The 20,175-nt window shown below is 48.7% G+C and carries 19 protein-coding genes; 4 read left to right on the top strand and 15 right to left on the bottom strand.

Annotation, left to right across the window (positions count from 1 at the left end):
- Positions 1-9: 9 nt before the first annotated feature.
- Complete coding sequence (locus tag DW965_RS03080; RefSeq protein ID WP_055226218.1) at positions 10-966, bottom strand: ABC transporter permease; 957 nt, start codon at positions 964-966, stop codon at positions 10-12.
- 403 nt (positions 967-1,369) lie between these two features.
- On the opposite strand from DW965_RS03080, the gene DW965_RS03085 reads away from it, so the two are divergent.
- Together DW965_RS03085 and DW965_RS03090 are read left to right on the top strand one after the other, a co-directional pair.
- Positions 1,370-3,037 carry a sensor histidine kinase gene (locus DW965_RS03085; protein WP_158582789.1) on the top strand — a complete coding sequence of 556 codons (1,668 nt, stop codon included), beginning with the start codon at positions 1,370-1,372 and terminating at the stop codon, positions 3,035-3,037.
- Positions 3,038-3,121: 84 nt separating this feature from the next.
- The gene (locus DW965_RS03090) at positions 3,122-3,880 is read left to right on the top strand and encodes a response regulator transcription factor (protein ID WP_158582791.1); all 759 of its coding nucleotides are present in this window, start codon (positions 3,122-3,124) and stop codon (positions 3,878-3,880) included.
- Between the two features lie 71 nt (positions 3,881-3,951).
- On the opposite strand, the gene DW965_RS03095 is transcribed toward DW965_RS03090, so the two are convergent.
- The 6 genes from DW965_RS03095 to DW965_RS03120 all read right to left on the bottom strand — a co-directional run bounded on the left by DW965_RS03095 (position 3,952) and on the right by DW965_RS03120 (position 9,189).
- Entirely contained in the window at positions 3,952-4,578 is a 627-nt protein-coding gene (locus DW965_RS03095; RefSeq protein ID WP_119198009.1) for a GntR family transcriptional regulator, read from the bottom strand.
- A gap of 217 nt (positions 4,579-4,795) precedes the next feature.
- Complete coding sequence (locus tag DW965_RS03100; RefSeq protein ID WP_119198010.1) at positions 4,796-5,227, bottom strand: RrF2 family transcriptional regulator; 432 nt, start codon at positions 5,225-5,227, stop codon at positions 4,796-4,798.
- 89 nt (positions 5,228-5,316) lie between these two features.
- Positions 5,317-5,706 (bottom strand): prenylated flavin chaperone LpdD, encoded by a 390-nt coding sequence (locus DW965_RS03105; protein ID WP_199681621.1) that lies wholly within the window; start codon positions 5,704-5,706, stop codon positions 5,317-5,319.
- Entirely contained in the window at positions 5,691-6,266 is a 576-nt protein-coding gene (locus tag DW965_RS03110; RefSeq protein ID WP_119198012.1) for a UbiX family flavin prenyltransferase, read from the bottom strand. Before DW965_RS03110 ends, DW965_RS03105 begins: the two co-directional genes overlap by 16 nt.
- A 17-nt stretch (positions 6,267-6,283) precedes the next feature.
- Positions 6,284-7,684 (bottom strand): subtype B tannase, encoded by a 1,401-nt coding sequence (locus tag DW965_RS03115; protein ID WP_055267175.1) that lies wholly within the window; start codon positions 7,682-7,684, stop codon positions 6,284-6,286.
- 35 nt (positions 7,685-7,719) lie between these two features.
- Positions 7,720-9,189, bottom strand: a complete 1,470-nt coding sequence (locus DW965_RS03120; RefSeq protein ID WP_119198013.1) for a UbiD family decarboxylase — start codon at positions 9,187-9,189, stop codon at positions 7,720-7,722.
- 159 nt (positions 9,190-9,348) lie between these two features.
- Between DW965_RS03120 and DW965_RS03125 the strand changes: the two genes are divergently transcribed.
- Positions 9,349-10,230, top strand: coding sequence for a LysR family transcriptional regulator (locus tag DW965_RS03125; RefSeq protein WP_119198014.1), 882 nt, complete (start codon positions 9,349-9,351; stop codon positions 10,228-10,230).
- 146 nt (positions 10,231-10,376) lie between these two features.
- Here DW965_RS03125 and DW965_RS03130 read toward each other — a convergent pair whose 3' ends face one another.
- Positions 10,377-11,684, bottom strand: a complete 1,308-nt coding sequence (locus tag DW965_RS03130) for an O-acetylhomoserine aminocarboxypropyltransferase/cysteine synthase family protein (RefSeq protein WP_119198015.1) — start codon at positions 11,682-11,684, stop codon at positions 10,377-10,379.
- Between the two features lie 399 nt (positions 11,685-12,083).
- Between DW965_RS03130 and DW965_RS22420 the strand changes: the two genes are divergently transcribed.
- Positions 12,084-12,185, top strand: a complete 102-nt coding sequence (locus DW965_RS22420; protein WP_442857821.1) for a DUF6783 domain-containing protein — start codon at positions 12,084-12,086, stop codon at positions 12,183-12,185.
- 143 nt (positions 12,186-12,328) lie between these two features.
- Here the strand turns inward: DW965_RS22420 and DW965_RS03135 are convergent, their stop codons facing one another.
- The 7 genes from DW965_RS03135 to DW965_RS19575 form a co-directional block, all read right to left on the bottom strand.
- Positions 12,329-13,237 carry a LysR family transcriptional regulator gene (locus DW965_RS03135; protein ID WP_119198016.1) on the bottom strand — a complete coding sequence of 303 codons (909 nt, stop codon included), beginning with the start codon at positions 13,235-13,237 and terminating at the stop codon, positions 12,329-12,331.
- Positions 13,238-13,358: 121 nt separating this feature from the next.
- Entirely contained in the window at positions 13,359-14,291 is a 933-nt protein-coding gene (gene cysK, locus DW965_RS03140; RefSeq protein ID WP_119198017.1) for a cysteine synthase A, read from the bottom strand.
- Positions 14,292-14,431: 140 nt separating this feature from the next.
- Positions 14,432-14,956: a spore maturation protein gene (locus DW965_RS03145; RefSeq protein ID WP_117801829.1), complete on the bottom strand. Its 525-nt coding sequence runs from the start codon at positions 14,954-14,956 to the stop codon at positions 14,432-14,434.
- Positions 14,957-15,032: 76 nt separating this feature from the next.
- Positions 15,033-16,397: a glycoside hydrolase family 36 protein gene (locus DW965_RS20680; protein ID WP_330420830.1), complete on the bottom strand. Its 1,365-nt coding sequence runs from the start codon at positions 16,395-16,397 to the stop codon at positions 15,033-15,035.
- Positions 16,300-17,241: a hypothetical protein gene (locus DW965_RS20685; RefSeq protein WP_330420831.1), complete on the bottom strand. Its 942-nt coding sequence runs from the start codon at positions 17,239-17,241 to the stop codon at positions 16,300-16,302. Before DW965_RS20685 ends, DW965_RS20680 begins: the two co-directional genes overlap by 98 nt.
- A gap of 178 nt (positions 17,242-17,419) precedes the next feature.
- Positions 17,420-19,486 carry a glycoside hydrolase family 38 C-terminal domain-containing protein gene (locus DW965_RS03155; protein WP_243036305.1) on the bottom strand — a complete coding sequence of 689 codons (2,067 nt, stop codon included), beginning with the start codon at positions 19,484-19,486 and terminating at the stop codon, positions 17,420-17,422.
- Positions 19,381-20,169 (bottom strand): hypothetical protein, encoded by a 789-nt coding sequence (locus DW965_RS19575; RefSeq protein WP_243036306.1) that lies wholly within the window; start codon positions 20,167-20,169, stop codon positions 19,381-19,383. The genes DW965_RS03155 and DW965_RS19575 overlap by 106 nt, the downstream gene beginning before the upstream one ends.
- Positions 20,170-20,175: the final 6 nt, after the last annotated feature.

Here is a 20,175-nt window from a genome sequence, read left to right on the forward strand (position 1 = left end):
GTGATCTCCTTAGAACATTGCGTTTTCTTTGCTGACTTTACGTACGATTCCGTTTGCGGTAAGGACAATGATAAATCCGATGATGGACTGATAGAAGCCGGCTGCTGCAGACATTCCGACATTTCCGGATTTCATCAGGCCGCGGTATACGTAGGTATCAATAACATTGGTTGCCGAGTACAGAAGTCCTGAATCACGTGGTACCTGATAGAACAGACCGAAATCGGAATAGAAGATACGGCCGACACTCATCAATGTCAGGGTGATTACGGTTGGTTTCAGGAATGGAAGCGTAATGTTTTTGATCTGCTGCCATTTGGTTGCGCCATCCAGAGAAGCTGCCTCATACAGAGACGGATCAATGCCATTGATGGTAGATATGTAGATCAGACATCCATATCCTACACCCTTCCAGGTATTTACAAAAATCAGAATGAACGGCCAGTATTTCGGTTCTGCATACCAGTTCACAGCATCTTTTCCAAGTGCACTTAAAATCGAATTGTTTACAATACCTGTACTCTGACTTAAAAATGCATATACAATGTAGCCAAGAATAACAGCCGACATCAGATATGGAAACAAGATTGCACTCTGATAAATTTTCTTTAATTTTTTATTAAACGTATCGCAGATAAAGATTGCAAAAATAATTCCGACTACCGTGTTTAGAACAATAAACGCCAGATTGTAAAGTAACGTATTTCTTGTAATAGTCCATGCATCCGATGATGCAAACAGAAATTCAAAGTTCGCCAGTCCGCAGAACGGGCTCTTCCAGATTCCCAAACGGGCATTGTACTTCTTAAATGCTACGATAATGCCTGCCATCGGAATATAATTGTTAATGAGCAGATAGATCGCGCCTGGAAGGAACATCAGATACAGCGGAAGGTATCGTTTGAATTTTGCTGCTTTGCTGTGGCTGCTCCCGGATGATGCATGGGATTTTTTTAAAGATGCCATGTTTTTCCTCCTCGTTTCCTCTTTGTTTTCTCGTTTTTTTGTCGTTGCAAGTATGTTCGAACAAAATTGCTTTGACTATCAACTGTTGTTATTATATAATTTTAATAAACTTTTTAGCAATTCACATTGCTTAGGTTTTATTGCACTTTTCTTAGAATCTATGTGCAAATTATATATAATTACGGAGGCATCCTTCTTGAATTCATCAAAACATCGTACTTTTTCACTAAACTTCAATTTTTTTGACCACACTATGCACAAACACAAAATATATTCCCTAAAGAAAAAAGCATTTTGGTATTGGATGCGTATTTTAATAATGTTCAGTATTTTATTGCTGTTTTTAATTTTTTATATTTCCAAACAGCTTCAGCATGAAACCTACCAGGGAATTCATCAGACAATGGATCTTTATGTCCAGCAGTTAAATAAGAGTATGGAAACTGCTGAAAACTGTCTCTGGGAATTCGCTAATAACAATACTGATGTTGTCGATACGATCACTTCCAAAAACAACCCAAACGCAGTGATTTCCCAGATTAAAGCCTCCAGGCTTTTGGATAATACTTTAAGTTACATGACAGACATTGACGGTATGTTTGTTTATGGAAAAGCAAACGACCATTTTGTCTGCCGCTATAAAAATGGGGGCTCCAATGACTGTAGTTCCTACATGAAAAAGCTTTTACGTCAGTCGGGAGAGGACGCCTCCGCTCTCAACTTCAAGAGTTGGTATTATATAGAGCTGGAACGCCATACCTATCTGATCCGAATTATCAATGATCTCCATGGCTATCTTGGTGCCTGGATCCGTCTGGATGAACTGAATACTCCATTTGATGATTCAAATACCATTTTTCTGTTTGCTGATGAAAATGGTATTCCATACGACAACGAAAGCTGGTCCGATTTTAAACTGTCTACCGACTTTTCTACCCAGAAACCTCATCGGATCCGCGGAAAGGACGGTATACAATATTTACAGGTCGCTGAAAAGCTTCCTTCTTCTACCTGCTCCTTAAATGCACTCATCCCCTCCGAAGAAGTCAACACTCCTATTTACAATATGCTCAAGCTTCTGCTCGGGGGTGCTCTGCTGATTTTCGTGGTTTCTCTTTTATGGACCGTTTCCTATGAACACCTGATTTCAAAGCCTCTTGATCTGATCCGGAAAATGGCATCACAGGTCAAAGAGGAACAACAGGTGTCGCACCCGGATCTTTCCAATGAGCGGTGTGAGGAGGTTCTGGAAATCGGTGAAACACTGAATAAGCTGATGAATCGAATTGAGAAGTTAAAAATCAATGTTTATGAGGATAAATTAAATCTGAAGGCACTGGAGATTCAGTATCTGAAATCCCAGGTAGCGCCGCACTCTCTGATCAACTGTCTCTCCGCAATCGCATCAATGCCATTCACGGAAGAAGGAAGGCGGCTCACAAATGAATTCGTCCGCACACTTTCGAATCATTTGCGGTACACCCTGCAGGATAAGACAGCCGTTCCTTTGAAAGAAGAACTGAAATACGTAGAAAATTTTCTGGAGATGACAGAACTGCGGTTTCCAGGCTGTCTGAACTGGGAAATCCATGTGGATGAGAAATGCAGGAATGCTTCTGTTTTTCCGATCATTCTGCTGATGTTTACAGAAAATACCATCAAGCACAACATGATCATGGGCGAAGAGCTCCGTGTCCGTATCACCGGCAGCCTTGTGGAGCGCAATGGTGAAAAATATGTGGTTCTCATTCATCTCGACTCCGGCAGTGGTTATTTTAAAGAGGATCTGGAATACCTGAACCGACCAGTTTCCCAGCAGGTTCACGACTTTGATGGAAAAAAAATCGGAACCTACAATCTGCTCAAACGGCTTTCTCTTGTTTATGGAGAAAAAGCCCATGCGCATTTTTCCAACGAACCCGGATGGGGTGCAAGATCAGAGGTTACGATTCCATACATTCCATACCGGGAGAATGGCAATCCACCGGAAAGCAAAATTGAAAAATCGGAACCTTTTTTTTCACATGCTTCCGACACACCTCAGGTTCCCGGCAAAAGAAACGAGAATTAAAGCTTGTTTGAAAAAGGCTTTTCGGCTTGCTTTTTGTAACGATTCAAATCCATGAAAACGGAAGAAAGGAACAGGGCTTTTACAATGAACATTTTAGTAGTGGATGATGAATATTATATTGTGAAAAATATTATCGAAACGACAGACTGGTCGGCGCTCGGGATTGAGCAGGCGTTTCCTGCCTACAGTGCCAGCCAGGCAAAACGAATTTTTGAGGGTTCCCAGGATATTGATATTCTTTTGACTGACATCGAAATGCCGCGCGAAACCGGTCTGCAGTTAGTGGAATGGCTACAGGAGAACAATTTTCATCCCGTTGTACTCGTTCTGACCGGTCATCAGCGATTTGATTATGCGCAGGAAGCTCTGAATTTACATATCTTTTCCTATCTTCTGAAACCGATCGACCCGGATCGGCTTGCAGAAAGGCTGACAGCTGCCGTGCAGGAAGTAAAGAAAAATGAGTGGTATAAGAAAGAACGACTGAATATGGAAGAACACCTGGCCACCGATACCTCAGATCCGATCAGCGTCATTAAGGACTACATCCACACGCATCTTGCCGATCCGGATCTGGGACGTACCTCGATCGCCGACAAAATCCACATGAACCCGGATTATCTGTCACATATTTTCAGCACGAAAACAGGAGCATCGCTTAGCAGCTACATCATGGATGAACGCATGGCAGCCGCAAAACGCCTGCTTGCCACCACAAGCTTCTCCCCCCAGCAGATCTGCGACCAGGTCGGAATCGCAAACGTTTCCTACTTTTACCGACAATTCAAGAAAAGCAGCGGAGTGACACCTCAACAATATCGGGAGAAGCATTTTCATGGATAATTACGAACCCCGGAGTGCAAAAAAACAGAGTGTATTGGAATTTTTCGTTCCTATGCACTCTGTTTCATTTCTTACCCACAAAAATCCGCCAGATCCTCTTTCAGATAATTCTGCGTCTTCTCCAGATCTTTCTCCCGGATGCTCTGCATAATATCGTTATGATGCGCAATGTCCAATGCCGGGTTTACGTTGGACCAGGTTTGCCAGTAAAACTGGGCGTAAGCGCGTTTTAAGACGTTCATTGTGCGTTCAAGCTCCTGATATGCGTAAGCGTTGCCGGAGAAGGAAATCAGCTTCAGATGGAATGCTGTATTTGCCTCCCAGTGATCCCAGACGCTGTCGGTGCTCTGCTTGCATCTCTCGTCGATTTCGGCGAGCTCTGCCAGGTTTTCTTCGGTGATGTTTCCGATCGACTGGCGAAGGTATCCGCCTTCAAGAACGAGACGGAAATCCAGGATATTCTGTGCCTCCTCGCGAGATACGCTGACGACCTGATAGCCGAAGCGCGGGAAGCTGCGGAGAATTCCCTCGTTGCAGAGCGTCACCAGTGCTTCACGGATTGGCGTCTTGCTGCAGCCGAATTTCTGCACAAGCTCCTGCTCATTGATAATCTGGTTCGGTTTATATTCATCGGTAAAAATGCCGTTCAAAATGGCCTGGTATACCATGTTTTTGAGACTTTCCTGCTGTTTCTTCATCCAGAAAAACTCCTTACTTTTTCATATTTTCCACGCCGTGAAATGTGTTTCCGACGCTGTTTTTAATCATAACAAAATTTTTTTCACTTGTAAATGCCGGATCCGGCGATTTCCCGGCCTTTACTCCCCACAGCTACAAATCCATCGAATCAAAAAAGATGTACTGCAGTAATTTTCACCCGTCACCACAATACATCCTTCTTTCTTTTTCACATTCTCAGATTACATATTCATTCGCCTTCTGCATCTGCCATTCCACCAGGTCTGCCAGTGTGATATTGTCCACAACACTGTTAATTGCATCGTTCAGTTTCTGCCACAGCATGACCGTGACGCACTGGTCGGCACGGCCGCAGTCGGTACCATCTTCCACACAGTCGACCGGTGCAAGGCTGCCTTCCGTCAAGCGCAGAATCATGCCTACGGTGTACTCCTCCGGCTTCCGTTTCAGGGAATAACCGCCTGCCGGGCCGCGGACACTTTTCACAAAACCTGCCTTATTTAAAATCGAGATGATCTGCTCGAGATACTTCTCGGAAATTTCCTGGCGCTTTGCCACATCCTTCAGGCGTACCGGCTCTCCGGTGTTGTTCATCGCCAGATCCAGCATTAAGCGCAGCGCATATCGTCCTCTTGTTGAAACTTTCATTCACATTTCCTCCGAATCTTTATCCTATGACTTATTGTATCCCATATTCTCTACATAATCAATAGGAAATAGGAGGCTTTTTGCGCAAATCACCTCCGCGCCGTTTTCAGTTCCTCCGCTATCTCATCTCCGATCCGTTCCATCGCATCCACAAGTTCCCGGATCTGCTCCCCGGTGATGCCGTCGATATGCACGCCGCCCGAACACACCGTCACAACACGGCACGCACTGCAGATCTTTTCCGCCAGCATCCGGCACAGCACCTCATCTTTGTGGCCGGTACGGTTCCAAACCGAAGATGTCGCACTCCAGCTTCCATCCCCGGTCAGCGATTCCCGCGGCACTGCCTGCACAACGCATCCAATGTGCGGTTTTTCCCCACCGGCAAGGCAGATCTGAAGGTCCTCTCCGATGCTCAATACTGTTACTTCGATCGGACATCCTGCGGCCACAGCCTTTTTCGTCAGCATCCTTTCCATCTCCGATACTCCTTCACTTCCACGCCGAACGGCGACAGCAGCTTCGCCGCCAGATGCGTCACCATATCGTCAATCGACTCCGGTTTCTGATAAAACGTCATCATCGGTGGAACAATCCACACATTTGACATGCGTGACAGCTCGTACAGATTCCGCAGATGAATCTCACTCATCGGTGTCTCCCGCGCCGCCAGCACGAGCGGACGTTTTTCTTTGATGGTTACATCCGCCGCGCGCAGCAGCAGATTGTCGGTGTATCCGCTTACAATACCGGCCGCCGTTTTCATGCTGCACGGCACAATCACCATGCCTTCCGTCCGGTACGACCCGCTCGCCGGGCCTGCGCCGATGTTGTCCGGATCGAGCACCTCGTCCGCCAGCGCTTCCACCTGCGAAACGCTCCAGTCCGTCTCCTGCTCCAGCGTCAGCTTCGCGCTGCGGCTCATCACCAGAAGGGAACGGTATTCTTCGTTATCCTGCAGAATTTCGAGACATTTGATCAGCAGCGGCATTCCGCTCGCCCCCGATGCGCCGACTACAATTCGTTTTTCCACAGCCATCCGTCACACGCCTCCCTTTATCCACAGATTCCGTCAATCCATGCGAATAACTCGTCGAGATCGTAGTCGCCCGCATGCGGTGTATTCCATGGGGAATGATAATCCACCTCACAGCCTGCCTCACGAAGTTTTAATACCAGCATCGCCGAGATCACCAGCGAGGTATCGCGGTCGCACTCGCCGTGGCGGATGCGGAAATGGTGTGCCTTTTGCGCCATTTCATCCATGACATATTCCATTGGATTCAGCATTTTCACGATCTTTTTTTCTGCGCGCTCACCCTGCACTTTGGTGTTGGCCGCACTGTATTCCGTGAAATGACGGCAGTTCGTCATCTCATTTCCAAACAGATCATTCTCCGGGCTTTCCAGATCCAGCGCATCGAAGGCCGGTGCGGTTTTCATGCGGGTGATGTCTTTGACATACGCCGCAAAATCCATGCTCTGCACTTTGCCGTTTTCGATGGTCAGCCACGTTTTATCCGCTAAATCCACGCCGCCGTCAAGCGCTCTCTGTGCGGATTCCATCACAATGTGTTTGACATACTCTTTCAAAGAACCTTCGCCGTCCGCATCGAGCGTCAGCGGAGCTCCGTTTTCGTCTTTTAATCCAAGGCTGCTCACATACGCCGGAAACAGGGCTTTTTCCTCAACGGACACGCGGATCTGTTCTTCCGTCATCTCGCCGTCCACCGGTGTGAAAACCGGGCGGCCGCCCTCGTCCATTTTCATGTTTGCGCGGTGGAAATCATTCACACTGCAGAACTCCCACTCATACGCCATGTCCGCGTGCTCCAGATTGATGATCGGGCAGTAACAGGAGGCCGCAAACACATCATCCCCAGCATCCGCTGCGCCGAGCGCCTGCAGATACGGCTCGTAGTCAGGGTGGTTTCCCGTGCTTCCCATCAGGGATGACAGTGCGCCGCCGGCACTCGTTCCGTTGGTGATGATTTTATTTTCATCGCCAGGCAGCTCATCCGCCAAAAAGTGAAGATACCGCACAGCCGCTTTATAATCCACTACGCACGCAGGTGCTTTCCCATTATAATGACCGTCCTCACCCTTCTGCACTCTGCCGCGGATCGCTGGAGATGCTACGACATAGCCGTGCTGTAAGGCGCGGAAAATCGTATTCGGTTTTCCCTGTAAAAACGGATTCGCTCCCGGCTCGTCCGCCGGACCCGGCATATAGCCGCCAACAGTATTCGGCATGAAAACCGGCGCGCTCAGTAAATCGTAACCGTTGATGGACGTTCCCTCATAATAACTCTCCGGCACAAAGAGATTCATTTTCTGAAACTCCACATTGACCGGTTTTTCCACATAAACCAGGTCACGGAACGCCCGAAACCGGACCGTCTCCCCGCACAGTGTTACTTCTTCTATGGTATAATGATTTTTCTTAAATTTCAGCATATCACAATGCTCTCCCTTTCCCAAAAACGTATTCTTTATTCCTCATCCAGCCAATGCTTCGGATCGACTTCCATAAATCTCGCCCGCACAAACCGTTCTTTTTGATCGTACGGCACCGTACAGTCGAAAATCGTCTTGCATGCAATCCCATGATCGCGGATCGACGGTGAACACGTCGGATCGTTCGACGGATCGAGCGGATGGCACCGCACGCCTGGAATTGTGATGATGTCCGCGTCACCCTGGAATCTCGTATTCATTGCCCAAATCACATCGTTCATATCAAAGCAGTCCACATCCTCGTCCACCAGAAAAACGTGTTTCAACTCACTGAACGCCGAAAATGCCAGCAATGCTGCCTGACGCTGTCTTCCTTCGTCGCTGGGACTCAGTTTTTTGAACTGGAGAACCGCCATATACTTTCCGCCGCCTGCGGAACCGCAGTATACATTCTGGAGCCGTCCCGGCATCGCTTTTTCTACCATGCCGTAGATGCTCGCCTCGGTCGGAATGCCAGCCATCGAAACGTGCTCTTCGCTTGGTCCGATGCAGGTCTGCATAATCGGACTGCGGCGGTGTGTCACGGCTTTTACTTTAATCAGACGGCACTGATCACTTGCCGGGCCGGTGTAGCCCGGGAACTCCGGCATCGCATAGCCAGTGTGGCTGTTCTGGTCCTCCTGCACACGCACACCCGGAATGACCTCGCCCTCGATGACGTACTCTGCATTTGCAATCGCCATCTCCTTCACGGAAACGCAGCGGCACAGTTCTACCGGCTCTTTCCGCAGTGCACCCGCAACGGAAAGCTCATCGTAACCGAGCGGTGTTGTCGGCGGCTCGAAACAGGAACCGATCTCAATCGCAGGATCAACACCGATACTGATGGAAATCGGAAGTGTCTGTCCCAGTTCCTCCGCGCGGTCTGCCATTGCGCCGATGTGGCGTGCGCCCGGGGTGAAGAAAATCGAAAGCTCGTCTTTTCCCTGAATGCAGAGACGGTGAATCGTCACATCGTGCAGTCCGGTGTCCGGATGGGAGGCGTAGCACATGCCGAGCGTGATGTACGGGCCGGCATCATCCGGCGTATTCGTCGGCGCCGGAACGAGACGGTTCAGATCAAAATCGGGATCGATTGCCAGATGTACCACTTCCTGGCATGGCGGCGCACCCTGAAATTCCACCGGTGCAACCGGCTTTTCCACGCTGTGATACAGCATTTTTCCAAGACTCTCCGGCTCGCAGTCCAGCAGGGAAGCCACGCGTTTCCGGCTTGCCAGAACACCAATCGCAACGCTGGCGTCCGGGTGCCCTTTTACGTTGCGAAAAATCATCGCCGGGCCTTCTTTCGTCGGACGCTTTACGGTCCCGCCCGCACCGACGTAACGGTAAACACCGGCAAGCTCCGCCATCGGATCAACCTCAACGTCTGTCTCGGCAAGCTGTCCCGGCATGTTTCTCAATCGTTCCAGCGCACTACGCAGATCTCTTACTTTTTTAGCCATAGTTCTTCTCCTTTTATTCTATCGACGGCGCCCCGAAGGATGCCTTTTCATCCTCATTTTCTACCCTCATTGTAAAAAGAAACCTTTGTGAAATCAATTCGATTTGTGGTACAATTGTTTCCAGAATGGAATGAATCAAACGAAAAGGAGGCTCCCCTTATGACTCTGGAACAGATCGACTTTTTTCTGATGGCCGTTCGATGCGACACCTTTTTAGAGGCCGCGGAAAATCTTCATATCGCACAGTCCACGCTCTCGAAACAGATCCAGAAGCTCGAGACTGAATTGAATCTTCCCCTCTTCGACCGCACCCGCCGCCAGGCCGTTCTGACTCCGGCAGGCGAACTATTTCTGCAGGAAGCCGCGGAGCTCTCCCTCCAGTATCACCAGATGCTGCAAAAAATGCATCACTTCCAGGAAACCACGCGCCAGCCGCTCCGCGTCGGCTCTCTTCCGTTTCTGACGCAGTATCATCTCACTTCCCGCATCCGTGCCTTCACGCACGTGAATCCGGAAATTGAGCTGACTCTGGAAGAATGCGAAGAGACTGAGCTGATGGACGGCCTGCAGTCAGGCCATTTTGACCTTGTGATCGCGCGGAATTCCATGATTTCACTGCAAAAATACCACTTCGAACCCATCACAGAAGACCGCCTCTGCGTGATGCTGCCCATCGATCATCCACTTGCTGAAAAGCCTGCTCTTACCATCGCTGATCTTGCCGCCGAACCGCTGATTCTCATGCACCCCTATACCTCGATTTATCAGCTCTGCATGCAGTTATTTGAAAAGGCAGGTGTAAAACCACAGATCCTGCGCACGGCCCGCCTGGAATCCATGATCAGCTCTGTGGAAGTCGGCGAGGCTTTCAGTCTCTTTGCCGAGAGCAACTTTGAACTTTTCCGCCATCCAAATGTCACCGCCGTTCCTCTTCTCGACGCACCACCGCTTGTAATCGGTGCAGCGTATCCGCTCCGAACGGAAACAACGAAAAAACCAGCATTAAAATCTTTTTCCTCTTTCATTCAAGATCCCACATAACCAAAACTCGCTTCACTCGTTATCGCGGCATTCGTCAAGGTCTCGTGCAAGCATGGACTTTTCCTCATCGCACGCGAAAAATACGCCCCTGACACTTTGAACTGTGCCAGAGGCGTACATTTTATTTACTATAACCTGTTTTCCAATTACTGAACTGCCTTAAATGCCTCGTCCAGATCCTCGATGATATCGTCGATATTTTCGGTACCGATGGAAAGACGGATGGTGTTTGGTTTGATTCCCTGATCCAGCAGTTCTTCCTCGGTGCACTGGCTGTGTGTAGTGGTTGCCGGATGGATCACCAGAGATTTTACGTCGGCAACGTTAGCCAGCAGGGAGAACAGCTCCAGATTGTCGATGAAATCTTTTGCTTTCTGTGCATCACCTTTGATTTCAAAGGTGAAGATGGAACCGCCGCCGTTCGGGAAGTATTTTGCATACAGTGCCTGCTGCTTTGGATCATCGGATACAGACGGATGATGTACTTTCTCAACCTGTGGCTGGCTCTCGAGATATTTTACAACTTTCAGCGCGTTCTCAACGTGACGCTCTACGCGGAGAGACAGAGTCTCAAGTCCCTGCAGAAGCAGGAAGGAGTTGAACGGAGAAAGAGTTGCTCCGGTATCACGAAGAAGGATGGCACGTACTTTTGTAACGAATGCAGCCGGTCCAACTGCTTTTGTGAAGCTAATGCCGTGGTAGCTCGGGTTTGGCTCAGTCAGAGATGCGAATTTGCCGGATCCCTCCCAGTCAAATTTACCGCTGTCTACGATCACACCGCCAAGAGTAGTTCCATGACCGCCGATGAATTTGGTTGCGGAATGAACAACGATGTCTGCGCCGTACTCGATCGGACGAACGAGGTATGGAGTTGCGAAGGTATTATCGACAACCAGCGGAATCTTGTTCTCATGCGCAATTTTTGCAAGTGCTTCGATATCGACAACATCAGAGTTCGGGTTTCCGAGGGTCTCGATATAAATGGCTTTTGTGTTCTCCTGAACGGCTGCGCGAACCTCATCCAGATCGAATACATCAACAAATGTGGTGTTGATGCCGTACTGTGGAAGGGTGTGTGCCAGCAGGTTGTAGGAACCGCCATAGATGTTCTTTGCGGATACGATGTGGTCGCCCTTCTGAGCCAGGTTGATGATGGTGTAGTTGATAGCTGCTGCTCCGGAAGCTACTGCAAGTGCCGCAACGCCGCCCTCCAGTGCTGCCATTCTCTGCTCGAAAACATCCTCTGTCGGGTTGGTCAGACGACCGTAGATGTTTCCTGCATCCTGGAGTCCGAATCTTGCTGCTGCGTGATCGGAGTTGTTGAATACGAAAGAAGAGGTCTGATAGATCGGCACTGCTCTTGCTCCGGTTGCCGGATCCGGATTTTCCTGTCCTACGTGAAGCTGTAAGGTTTCAAATTTAAGATTTCTTTCTGCTCTTGTTTTTTTGCTCATGATTGTATTCTCCTGTTCTGTTTTTCGTTTTTCTATTTCTTTTCATGTTCGATTTTCTATTATTTATCGGAACCGGTTGTCATCTTGCTTTGTCCATGCTGCAATGCGGCTCCGTTTTCTTTCGGTTTTATCTGCTTACACTGCAACACATGACATCATAGATCACGATTCGATTCTCTGCGAAAACTGCTCTCATTCCCTTCGCTTCCTCTCGTTTTGGTGATATTTCCTATCTGTTTACAAGGATTATTATAGCGACAGTCTTCTGCTTTGTCCAATATAGAAAATTGATGGCTGGTTATAGGCTTTTCCTATAGCTATTCTTTATCGCCAATATTTTTTCTTTTGAAATTTCTATATCCAATCATGCTTCATAAAACAAGATAACAAACGCAATTCATCTCCACAAGATGGGACTCGCAGCTTGCGAAAAGCCTTTTTCAAACACACTCCGGAGAGTCAAAGCGGATATTCGCAATCCGCTTTGCTACTTGCTCATAACCGAATAGCTGCTTCGCAGCTTATCAGGAGTGGCTTGTACCACTCCTGATACAAGCAAGTCCCCCACCACTGCTTATTGCTTTTCGCAATGGAAGCAGGGGACTTACTTGATTCGGTTAAAGTCTTCTTGTTTCTCCCTTTTCTTACAGCACAAGCTCCTTATATTTCCGAATTTCTTCCAAATACTGCTGTCCCAGTGCGCTGATCGACATACCCTTCCTGGAAATATAACCGATCATCATGTTTTCCTCCGCGTGAAGCGGCACAGCGCGGTAGTCACTGCCGTTTAATTCCTCACAGATAATGCCGGAGCAAAGCGTATAACCATTCAGTCCGACCATCAGATTCAGCATGGTCGCACGGTCATTTGCCTTAATGATTCTCTTATATTCATACGTCGAAAGCACTTCCTCTGCCAGGAAGAACGAATTGTTGCTTCCCTGATCAAATGACAAGCATGGATATTCCTTTAGCTCCTCCATGGTGATCTCCGCCTGATCCGCAAGCGGATGATCTTTCCATAGATAGACGTACGTTCCGCAGGAAAACAGGTCGTGAAACTCGAGGTTATTATCCTTCAGCAGCTTGTTCAGCACCTTCGCATTAAAGTCATTCCGATACAAAATCCCAAGCTCACTCTTGAAGTTTTTTACATCCATCAGCACATCGTACGTTCTCGTCTCATAAACCGCAAACTCGTACTCATCCATACCAAACTGCTTCACCAGCTCCACAAACGCCTTTACGGCAAAACTGTAATGCTGCATCGACACGCTGAATTTTTTCTTTCCCTTGGTGCGATAAATATAGCGGTTCTCGAGAAGCTGATACTGATCGGTAACCTGACGTGCGTAACCCAGAAACTCCTCGCCCTCCGGGGTCAGTACTGTTCCGTGGCTGCTGCGCTTGAACAGCTCAATTCCAATATCTTTTTCCAGCTCCTTGATTGCTCCGGAGAGACTCGGCTGTGAAATATAGAGTGCCTTTGCCGCCTCATTCATGGATCTGGAATCTGCGGCCCGAATTACATAGCGAAGCTGTTGTAATGTCATAAGTAAAGTTCCCTTTCTGGTATAAATTAATATGCGAAACTGCCATTCGCGGTGGAGAGAAAATGCCGCGGATGGCAGTTTCGCTGATATCTATTATTTTAAAATCTGAAGCTGTTCCCTTTTATTTGGCAAACAGGGCTGTGGAATAGTATCTGTCTCCGTTATCCGGCAGGAGCACAACGATGGTTTTGCCTTTATTTTCCTCTCGTTTTGCGAGCTGGATCGCCGCATACAGAGCTGCTCCGGAGGAAATTCCTGCGAGAATCGCTTCCTCGGCTGCCAGATATCTTCCGGTCTCGAAAGCGTCCTCATTTTCTACTTTGATGATTTCATCGTAAATGCTGGTGTTCAGGGTATCCGGCACAAAGCCTGCGCCAATTCCCTGGATTTTATGCGGTCCGGAAATGCCGTCGGACAGTACCGGGGAGGATGCCGGTTCTACTGCTACGATTTTTACTTCCGGTTTTTTCTCTTTTAAATATTCACCCGTTCCGGTGATGGTTCCGCCGGTGCCGACACCTGCAACAAAGATATCAACCTCTCCGTCGGTGTCTTCCCAGATCTCCGGTCCTGTTGTCTTTTTGTGGGTTGCCGGGTTTGCCGGGTTCACAAACTGGCCTGCGATAAAGCTGTTCGGAATCTCTTTTGCAAGCTCATCGGCTTTCTCGATGGCACCCTTCATTCCCTTCGTTCCATCGGTCAGAACAACTTCTGCGCCGTATGCTTTTACGATATTGCGGCGCTCCACACTCATTGTCTCCGGCATGGTAAGGATCATGCGATAGCCTTTTACGGTTGCTGCCGCTGCCAGTCCGATTCCAGTGTTTCCGGAGGTCGGCTCAATGATAACCGAGCCTTCTTTTAAGAGACCTTTTGCCTCAGCGTCCTCGATCATCGCTTTTGCAATACGGTCTTTTACGCTACCTGCCGGGTTAAAGGATTCTACCTTTGCGATCAGTTTCGCCTGCAGTCCTTCTTTTTCTTCAATTCTTTTCAACTCTACCAGCGGTGTCTTTCCCACAAGATCCAGAATGCTGTCATATACCTTTGCCATCGTTGATTTCCTCCTTACTTTTGCGCTCTTTTCTCTATTTCCTTATTTCCTATTGAGTTTGTATGTTTTAAGTTGGTTCCATCTTATTCCAATTGGATGGAAATGTCAACACATTTCACTGGTATGATTAGAAAAGATCCTTACACTCCCTTTGCCAGGGCAATACTGACCGCCATTCCGACAAGAGAAGAGAACAAGGCGCCCGCCAATGTGTACCGTGTTTTTTTGATCTGCACCGCGCCAAAATAGACTGCCATGGTATAAAAAACCGTCTCCGTGCACGACATCATAATCGATGCCGCCCGTCCGGCAAAGGAGTCACAGCCCGCCTCTTTGTAGAGATCCAGCAGAAGACCCACCGCCGCGCTGTTGGAAAAGAGACGCACAACACCGAGCGGTACCAGCGCAGACGGGATTCCCGCCGGTTCCAGCACGGTTCCAAGCAGTTTTCCAAATTCCTCCAGAAATCCCGATGACCGCAGCACGCCGACCGCCGCCATCAGCCCGATTAAGGTCGGCACAATTCCGATCACCGTCCGCATGCCGTCCTTCGCCCCGTTCAGAAAATCGCCGAACACATCCTGTTTCATCAAAAGCCCCAGTCCGACCACATAAAAAATCAGCACGGGAACCATCAGATCTGAAAGCGCCGAAAGAAAACGCAAAAAATCCCCTCCCCAGAAAAATCCTATCAGATACACTCCGATACAATTTATTCCGCGGGCGGGGATTTATGTAATTTTATTTCACTTTAATCTGAAACAGACGCGCCATATACGTCTCCGGGAAGTGAATCTGCAGCGTCTTGCTGTAGTCATCGTAATGGAACACATCACCGCATGCTTTCGGGTAAATGCAGGAAACCTCCAGCTCTTTCCCTGGGAATGCTCGGTTCAGCGGAACTTCAAAATCAGCCTCTCCGCCGCGTCTCCACACACCAAGATAAATCACATCCCCCGGCACGCGGATGCCGGCTGCGAGGTGCTTGTCCTCATTATCCGCCCATCCCATCGGCCAGAACGGAACGCCGTCCCTGATGCCGCTGCGGATCTCTTTGTAGCAGTCAATTCCTTCTTTTACAAGTTCAAACCGCTCCGGCGAAATTTCTGCGAGATGGCCGCTTTGGTGAATACGAAGCAGCAGCGCATTGACCATATTGAAAATAACTTCCTCTTTTGTGCCGTCCCGCAGCGGATATGACCAGATCGCCGCCTGCTCCGGCGTCACACCGATAGCTGCATTCGCCGAAATCGTCGCATAATTGCGGTAATCCTCCTGATCGCTGGTCGACTGAATGCTGTTTCGCGCCAGCATCGCATAGTCCATCCGAAGACCGCCGCTCGAGCAGTTCTCAATGACAAGATCCGGATACTTTTTGTAGATGCCATCCAGCCATGCCAGATACGCTCTCTCATGCTCCAGAAGACCGTCTCCAAAACTGTCTGCATCTACTTCCGTACCAATACCCGGCTCAATATTGTAGTCCATCTTGATATAGCCGACACCGTAGTCCCGTACCACACGGTCGATGACTTCGGTCACATGCTCAATCACAAGCGGATGACGGAAATCCAGCTGATAACGGCTTCTGTCATACACACGCTTGCCGTGGCGCAGGAAGAAGCACTCATCCGGCAGAATGGAAGCCTTCTTACAGTTGATACCCATAACCTCCAGCTCCAGCCAGACACCAGGAATCATGCCCTTCGAACGAATATAATCCGTCACCTCACGCACTCCATTCGGAAAGCGCTTTTTACTCTCCTGCCACTCACCGACACTGTCCCACCAGTTGCCGTCCGCATACCAGCCGGCATCAATGACAAAATACTCACATCCGGCCTTCTCTGCCGCATCCACCAGCGGGAACTCTTTTTCTGTGGTCGGATCTCCAAACAGACAATTCATATAATCATTGAAAATAACCGGCAGATTTTCATTATCTTTGTTCGGACGGCGGATCTTTCTGCGGTACTTCGTCAAAGTACCAATCGCTTCCTCGAAATCATCATGACCTACGCCGACAGCCACCGGAACCGTTGTAAAGGAATCTCCCGGCTTCAGGTTCTTCGACCAGTGTGACTGAATCTCTGTCGGACCGCTCACCGCCAGATAAAATGGCAGTTCTGATCTCCGATCTCATAATGCCAGGAACCACTGTGTCAATCTCAAAAAACAGACTCGAATCTGCCGCACTGTTTCCAATATATCCCATCGGCACATATTCCTTCGCCGACCAGTTGCCCGTATTCGTAATCTCAATCGTCTTCGAAGTTCTCTGATAATTATGCGGCTGCGTCTGCGCCATGCCAAGATCTGCAAACCGGTACTTCTTCACCGTCAGCTCCTTCTGCCATCCATTGTGAACCACAACCATCGACATCTTGTCATCCGAGCTGACAAGCTCTGGAATTCCCTCTTTCTGTTCCTTCTCAATACCCCAGTAACTAAAACTCGAGATGTACTCCAGTGTCTGGTCTTCCTTTCCTTCGTTCGTCACTGTATTGTACATTCTCGCAACCGGAATCCCATCAAAAAACTGCATCACAGACTCCACCTTCGCGCCCGTCACATCATCCGACTGCACAATCCAAAGCACATCACCCTTCTCATTTCTCTCCTCGGAAATGGAATCAAACTTCAGCATAAAGCCCGGAGCCGTCACAATATACTTATTTCCATGCTTCTCATACGGCCGGTTATACCCCGAAAAATTCACCTGCACCAGCTGGAAGCTCTCCTTAATCTGAGCTTCCCGCATTCCTTCCATCATCCACACTCCATCCGGCTTCCGGCAAAGATTCTCCGCGTCAAACGGTGCATGTGAAAAATGAAACAGCTTCAGCTGATTCTCTTCCGTCACCCCAAACACAATATGAATTCCATTCACATCATAACAAATCAGCTCTGCCTTGATCGGGGTCTCAATCCTGCTCGTCCATCTCTGCATCTTAAAAACCCTCCCTTGGAAATTTTTCTCATATTTCCAGCATATAACTTGTCCCCTCTAAAGTCCAGCATATTCTTGCTTTTTCCATTCTATTCTTTTCAACCATCTTGCGCCGATCCGCCCTCCAGGCGGATCCAGACTTTCCTCCCGTTCTCACTCCTATCCCACGCGCCAGCCGTTATTTCACAACCCCAAACGTCGCAATCTCAAACTCCCGGAGTGTCACATGATACACCCCGTTCTCATCCGGGCAAAGTACCTCACCCTTCTCTTCCACTACATTACTGCGGTAAACCTCTTTCATCCAGCTCTCCTTTCGGAAAGAAAGCACCTCATCCTGCGGCATATTGTTCACAAACCGCACAAACAGATCGTCCTTTGCAAGTCCCTTCTTAAACGCCGTCAGATGAATTCCTTCCCCTTCAAAGCGGAGGAAGCTCATTTCCAGCGGCATCTCGCCCGATACGAGTTCCGGTTTTACCTGACCCGGCTTTCTGAGCCATGCCTTTGAAAGGCCGGCCTGTGCTGCTGTCAGATCCTGCTGGAATGCATAACCCTCGGCAAATGCCTCGCCTGTCTTACCAGCTGCATAAGGCACAACTTCAAACTCCAGGGTAAACGTTCCGATCTGCTGCGCCTTTGGCGTCGGGAAATAACCCCAGTCGCCCATCTCCGCAACGGAACGAAGCAGCGTTACCGCAATCGCATTCTCCTCATCCGCCAGAACCTCATATTCATACAAGCCGCGGTTTGCCACAAGAATACCATTTGTCTCATCTTCCATTGCAGCAAAACACTGCTGTCTTTCACATCCGCAAGGATTCGTCCAGGTACCATTATGACGGTTATTTCTCTTCACAACCTCAAAGGCAGAATCTGCCAGATGCATGGATGTATTCAGACCGGTCGGCATTACAACACGGACTCTGTGATCCTTTGCCTGATTACAGATCGTCGTTGCGACACGCAGACCTTTTCCCGATTTTTCCAGCGTCAGAACCGTCTTTACTTCCATCGGAACCAGTTCTTTCGAACGGTTTGCCACACGCGTATACGGATCAATACACATCTCGCGCTGTTTCTGCAGTTCCTCTCCCATACCGGATGGAATCATCATTTCGTGGCAGATCTCAACTACTGTGCGGAACGCATTTTTCTCCATACAGCGAATATCAGCTTTCATGCCTTTCGTTGTGATCGTCTGCTTTCCAGAGTCCTGAATATAAATATATTCATTTCCCATATCTCCGGTATCTTCATAGAATCCCAGATTTTCATACGTTCTTCCAGTTTCCTTATTCAGAATCTGGTAGGAACCGTCCTCATTGACCGTAACTTTCAGGTTTTCATTTTCCAGAACGCGCTCATTCGCAAAATCTGCAGAGGTTTCCTGGTTCTGATCCGGCTCTGCCTGCTCCAGATAATATGTTGCATATCCCATCGCCGGAACTTCTGCCTCAAACGTTACCAGCACCTTCTTTGCCATATATGGCTGACGGAACCGGTCATCCGGCAGATCGTACCCGAAGGAAATTCCTGCATTTTCGATTTTGGCCGGAACTGCATTTCCGTTTGCATCGCGAAGCACCAGATTTGGCATTTCTACAGCCTCGGCCGCCTCATAACCATCCCATACAAACAGATTGTAATCGCGGAACAGGTGCAGTTCTTTTGCAATGACCTGTTTTTTCGCGGTGCCAGAAGTATTCCATACAACGAACGGAATCTTTTCGCTGTTTCCAGGAAGTGCCGCGGTATTCACCTGATCGGTCAGATATTCTACACTCTCATCGTAAATCGCATCCGCTACCTGTCTGCTCTTCGCAAAGCGGGTTTTCATTTCTTCATTTACTTCATCGACGCTGCAGCCGCAGATGCTGTCATGCGGATGATTCTGCATCAGCTTTTTCCAGCTGTAAATCATCTGGTCTTCCGGGTATGCTTTGCCAAGCACCTCTGCCATAGCTGCCGCCGGTTCTGCTTTCCGCTCCAGCGCTGTTTCGCCGGCACGGTTGTCCACCTTCAGTCCCATCCAGGAAGAAGCGGTGTTTGCCAGTGTCCATCTTCCGTCTGTTTCCTGGCTTGTCAGCTCGCCTTTTACCGTAGAGAAATTCTCGGAAATTTCTTTTTCCATTGCCTTTACATAGGTTTTGAAATCCGAATGAATAAATTCAATGTCCGGGTACAGTTTCCGTGCGACACGGATTGCCTCGGTAATGTCCTTCTGCAATGCTGATGGTCGCATCCGTTCATCATCAGAAGCTGATGTGTTGCCGCAAATTTTCTCGCATCGGCCAGTTTTTTGTCCCAGTAAACTTTTGCTTCTGCCTCATCCACCGGAATCTCCACTCCGTTGTTATACCAGTTTGCAAACAGAATACCCGGCAGTTTCGTTCCGTCCGGGGATGCCCACATCATTTCGGAATACGTGGACTCATACTGTCCTCCGGTTACCTCATTATTCGGTCCGATCGGTTTTACGCCGCGTCCGAACACAACCGCATCCATGCCCGCCTGCTTCAGCACCTGCGGCATCTGTCCCGCATTTCCGAATGCATCCGGGAAATAACCGACATTTCCGATCGCTCCGTAACGCGCTGCTTCCTGCATGCCGACCTGAAGATTGCGGACACATGCCTCACCGCTGGTCAGAAACTCATCCTGCAGAATGTACCACGGGCCAGTCTGGATTTTTCCTTCACGGACGCATTTTTCCACCTGCTCGCGTTTTTCCGGGCGCACTTCCAGGTAATCGTCCAGGGCAATCGTCTGTCCATCCAGGAAAAATCCGCCAAATTCCGGATCGTTCTCTGCTTTTTCCAAAATATTGTCTACCAGCTCAATCAGTTTCATTCTGTGTTTTTCAAAAGACTGATACCACTCTCTGTCCCAGTGGGAATGGGAAATAATATGAACAGTTGTTTTCATGATGTG

Source organism: Blautia sp. AM47-4, assembly GCF_003479865.1.
GTDB lineage: Bacteria > Bacillota > Clostridia > Lachnospirales > Lachnospiraceae > Fusicatenibacter > Fusicatenibacter saccharivorans.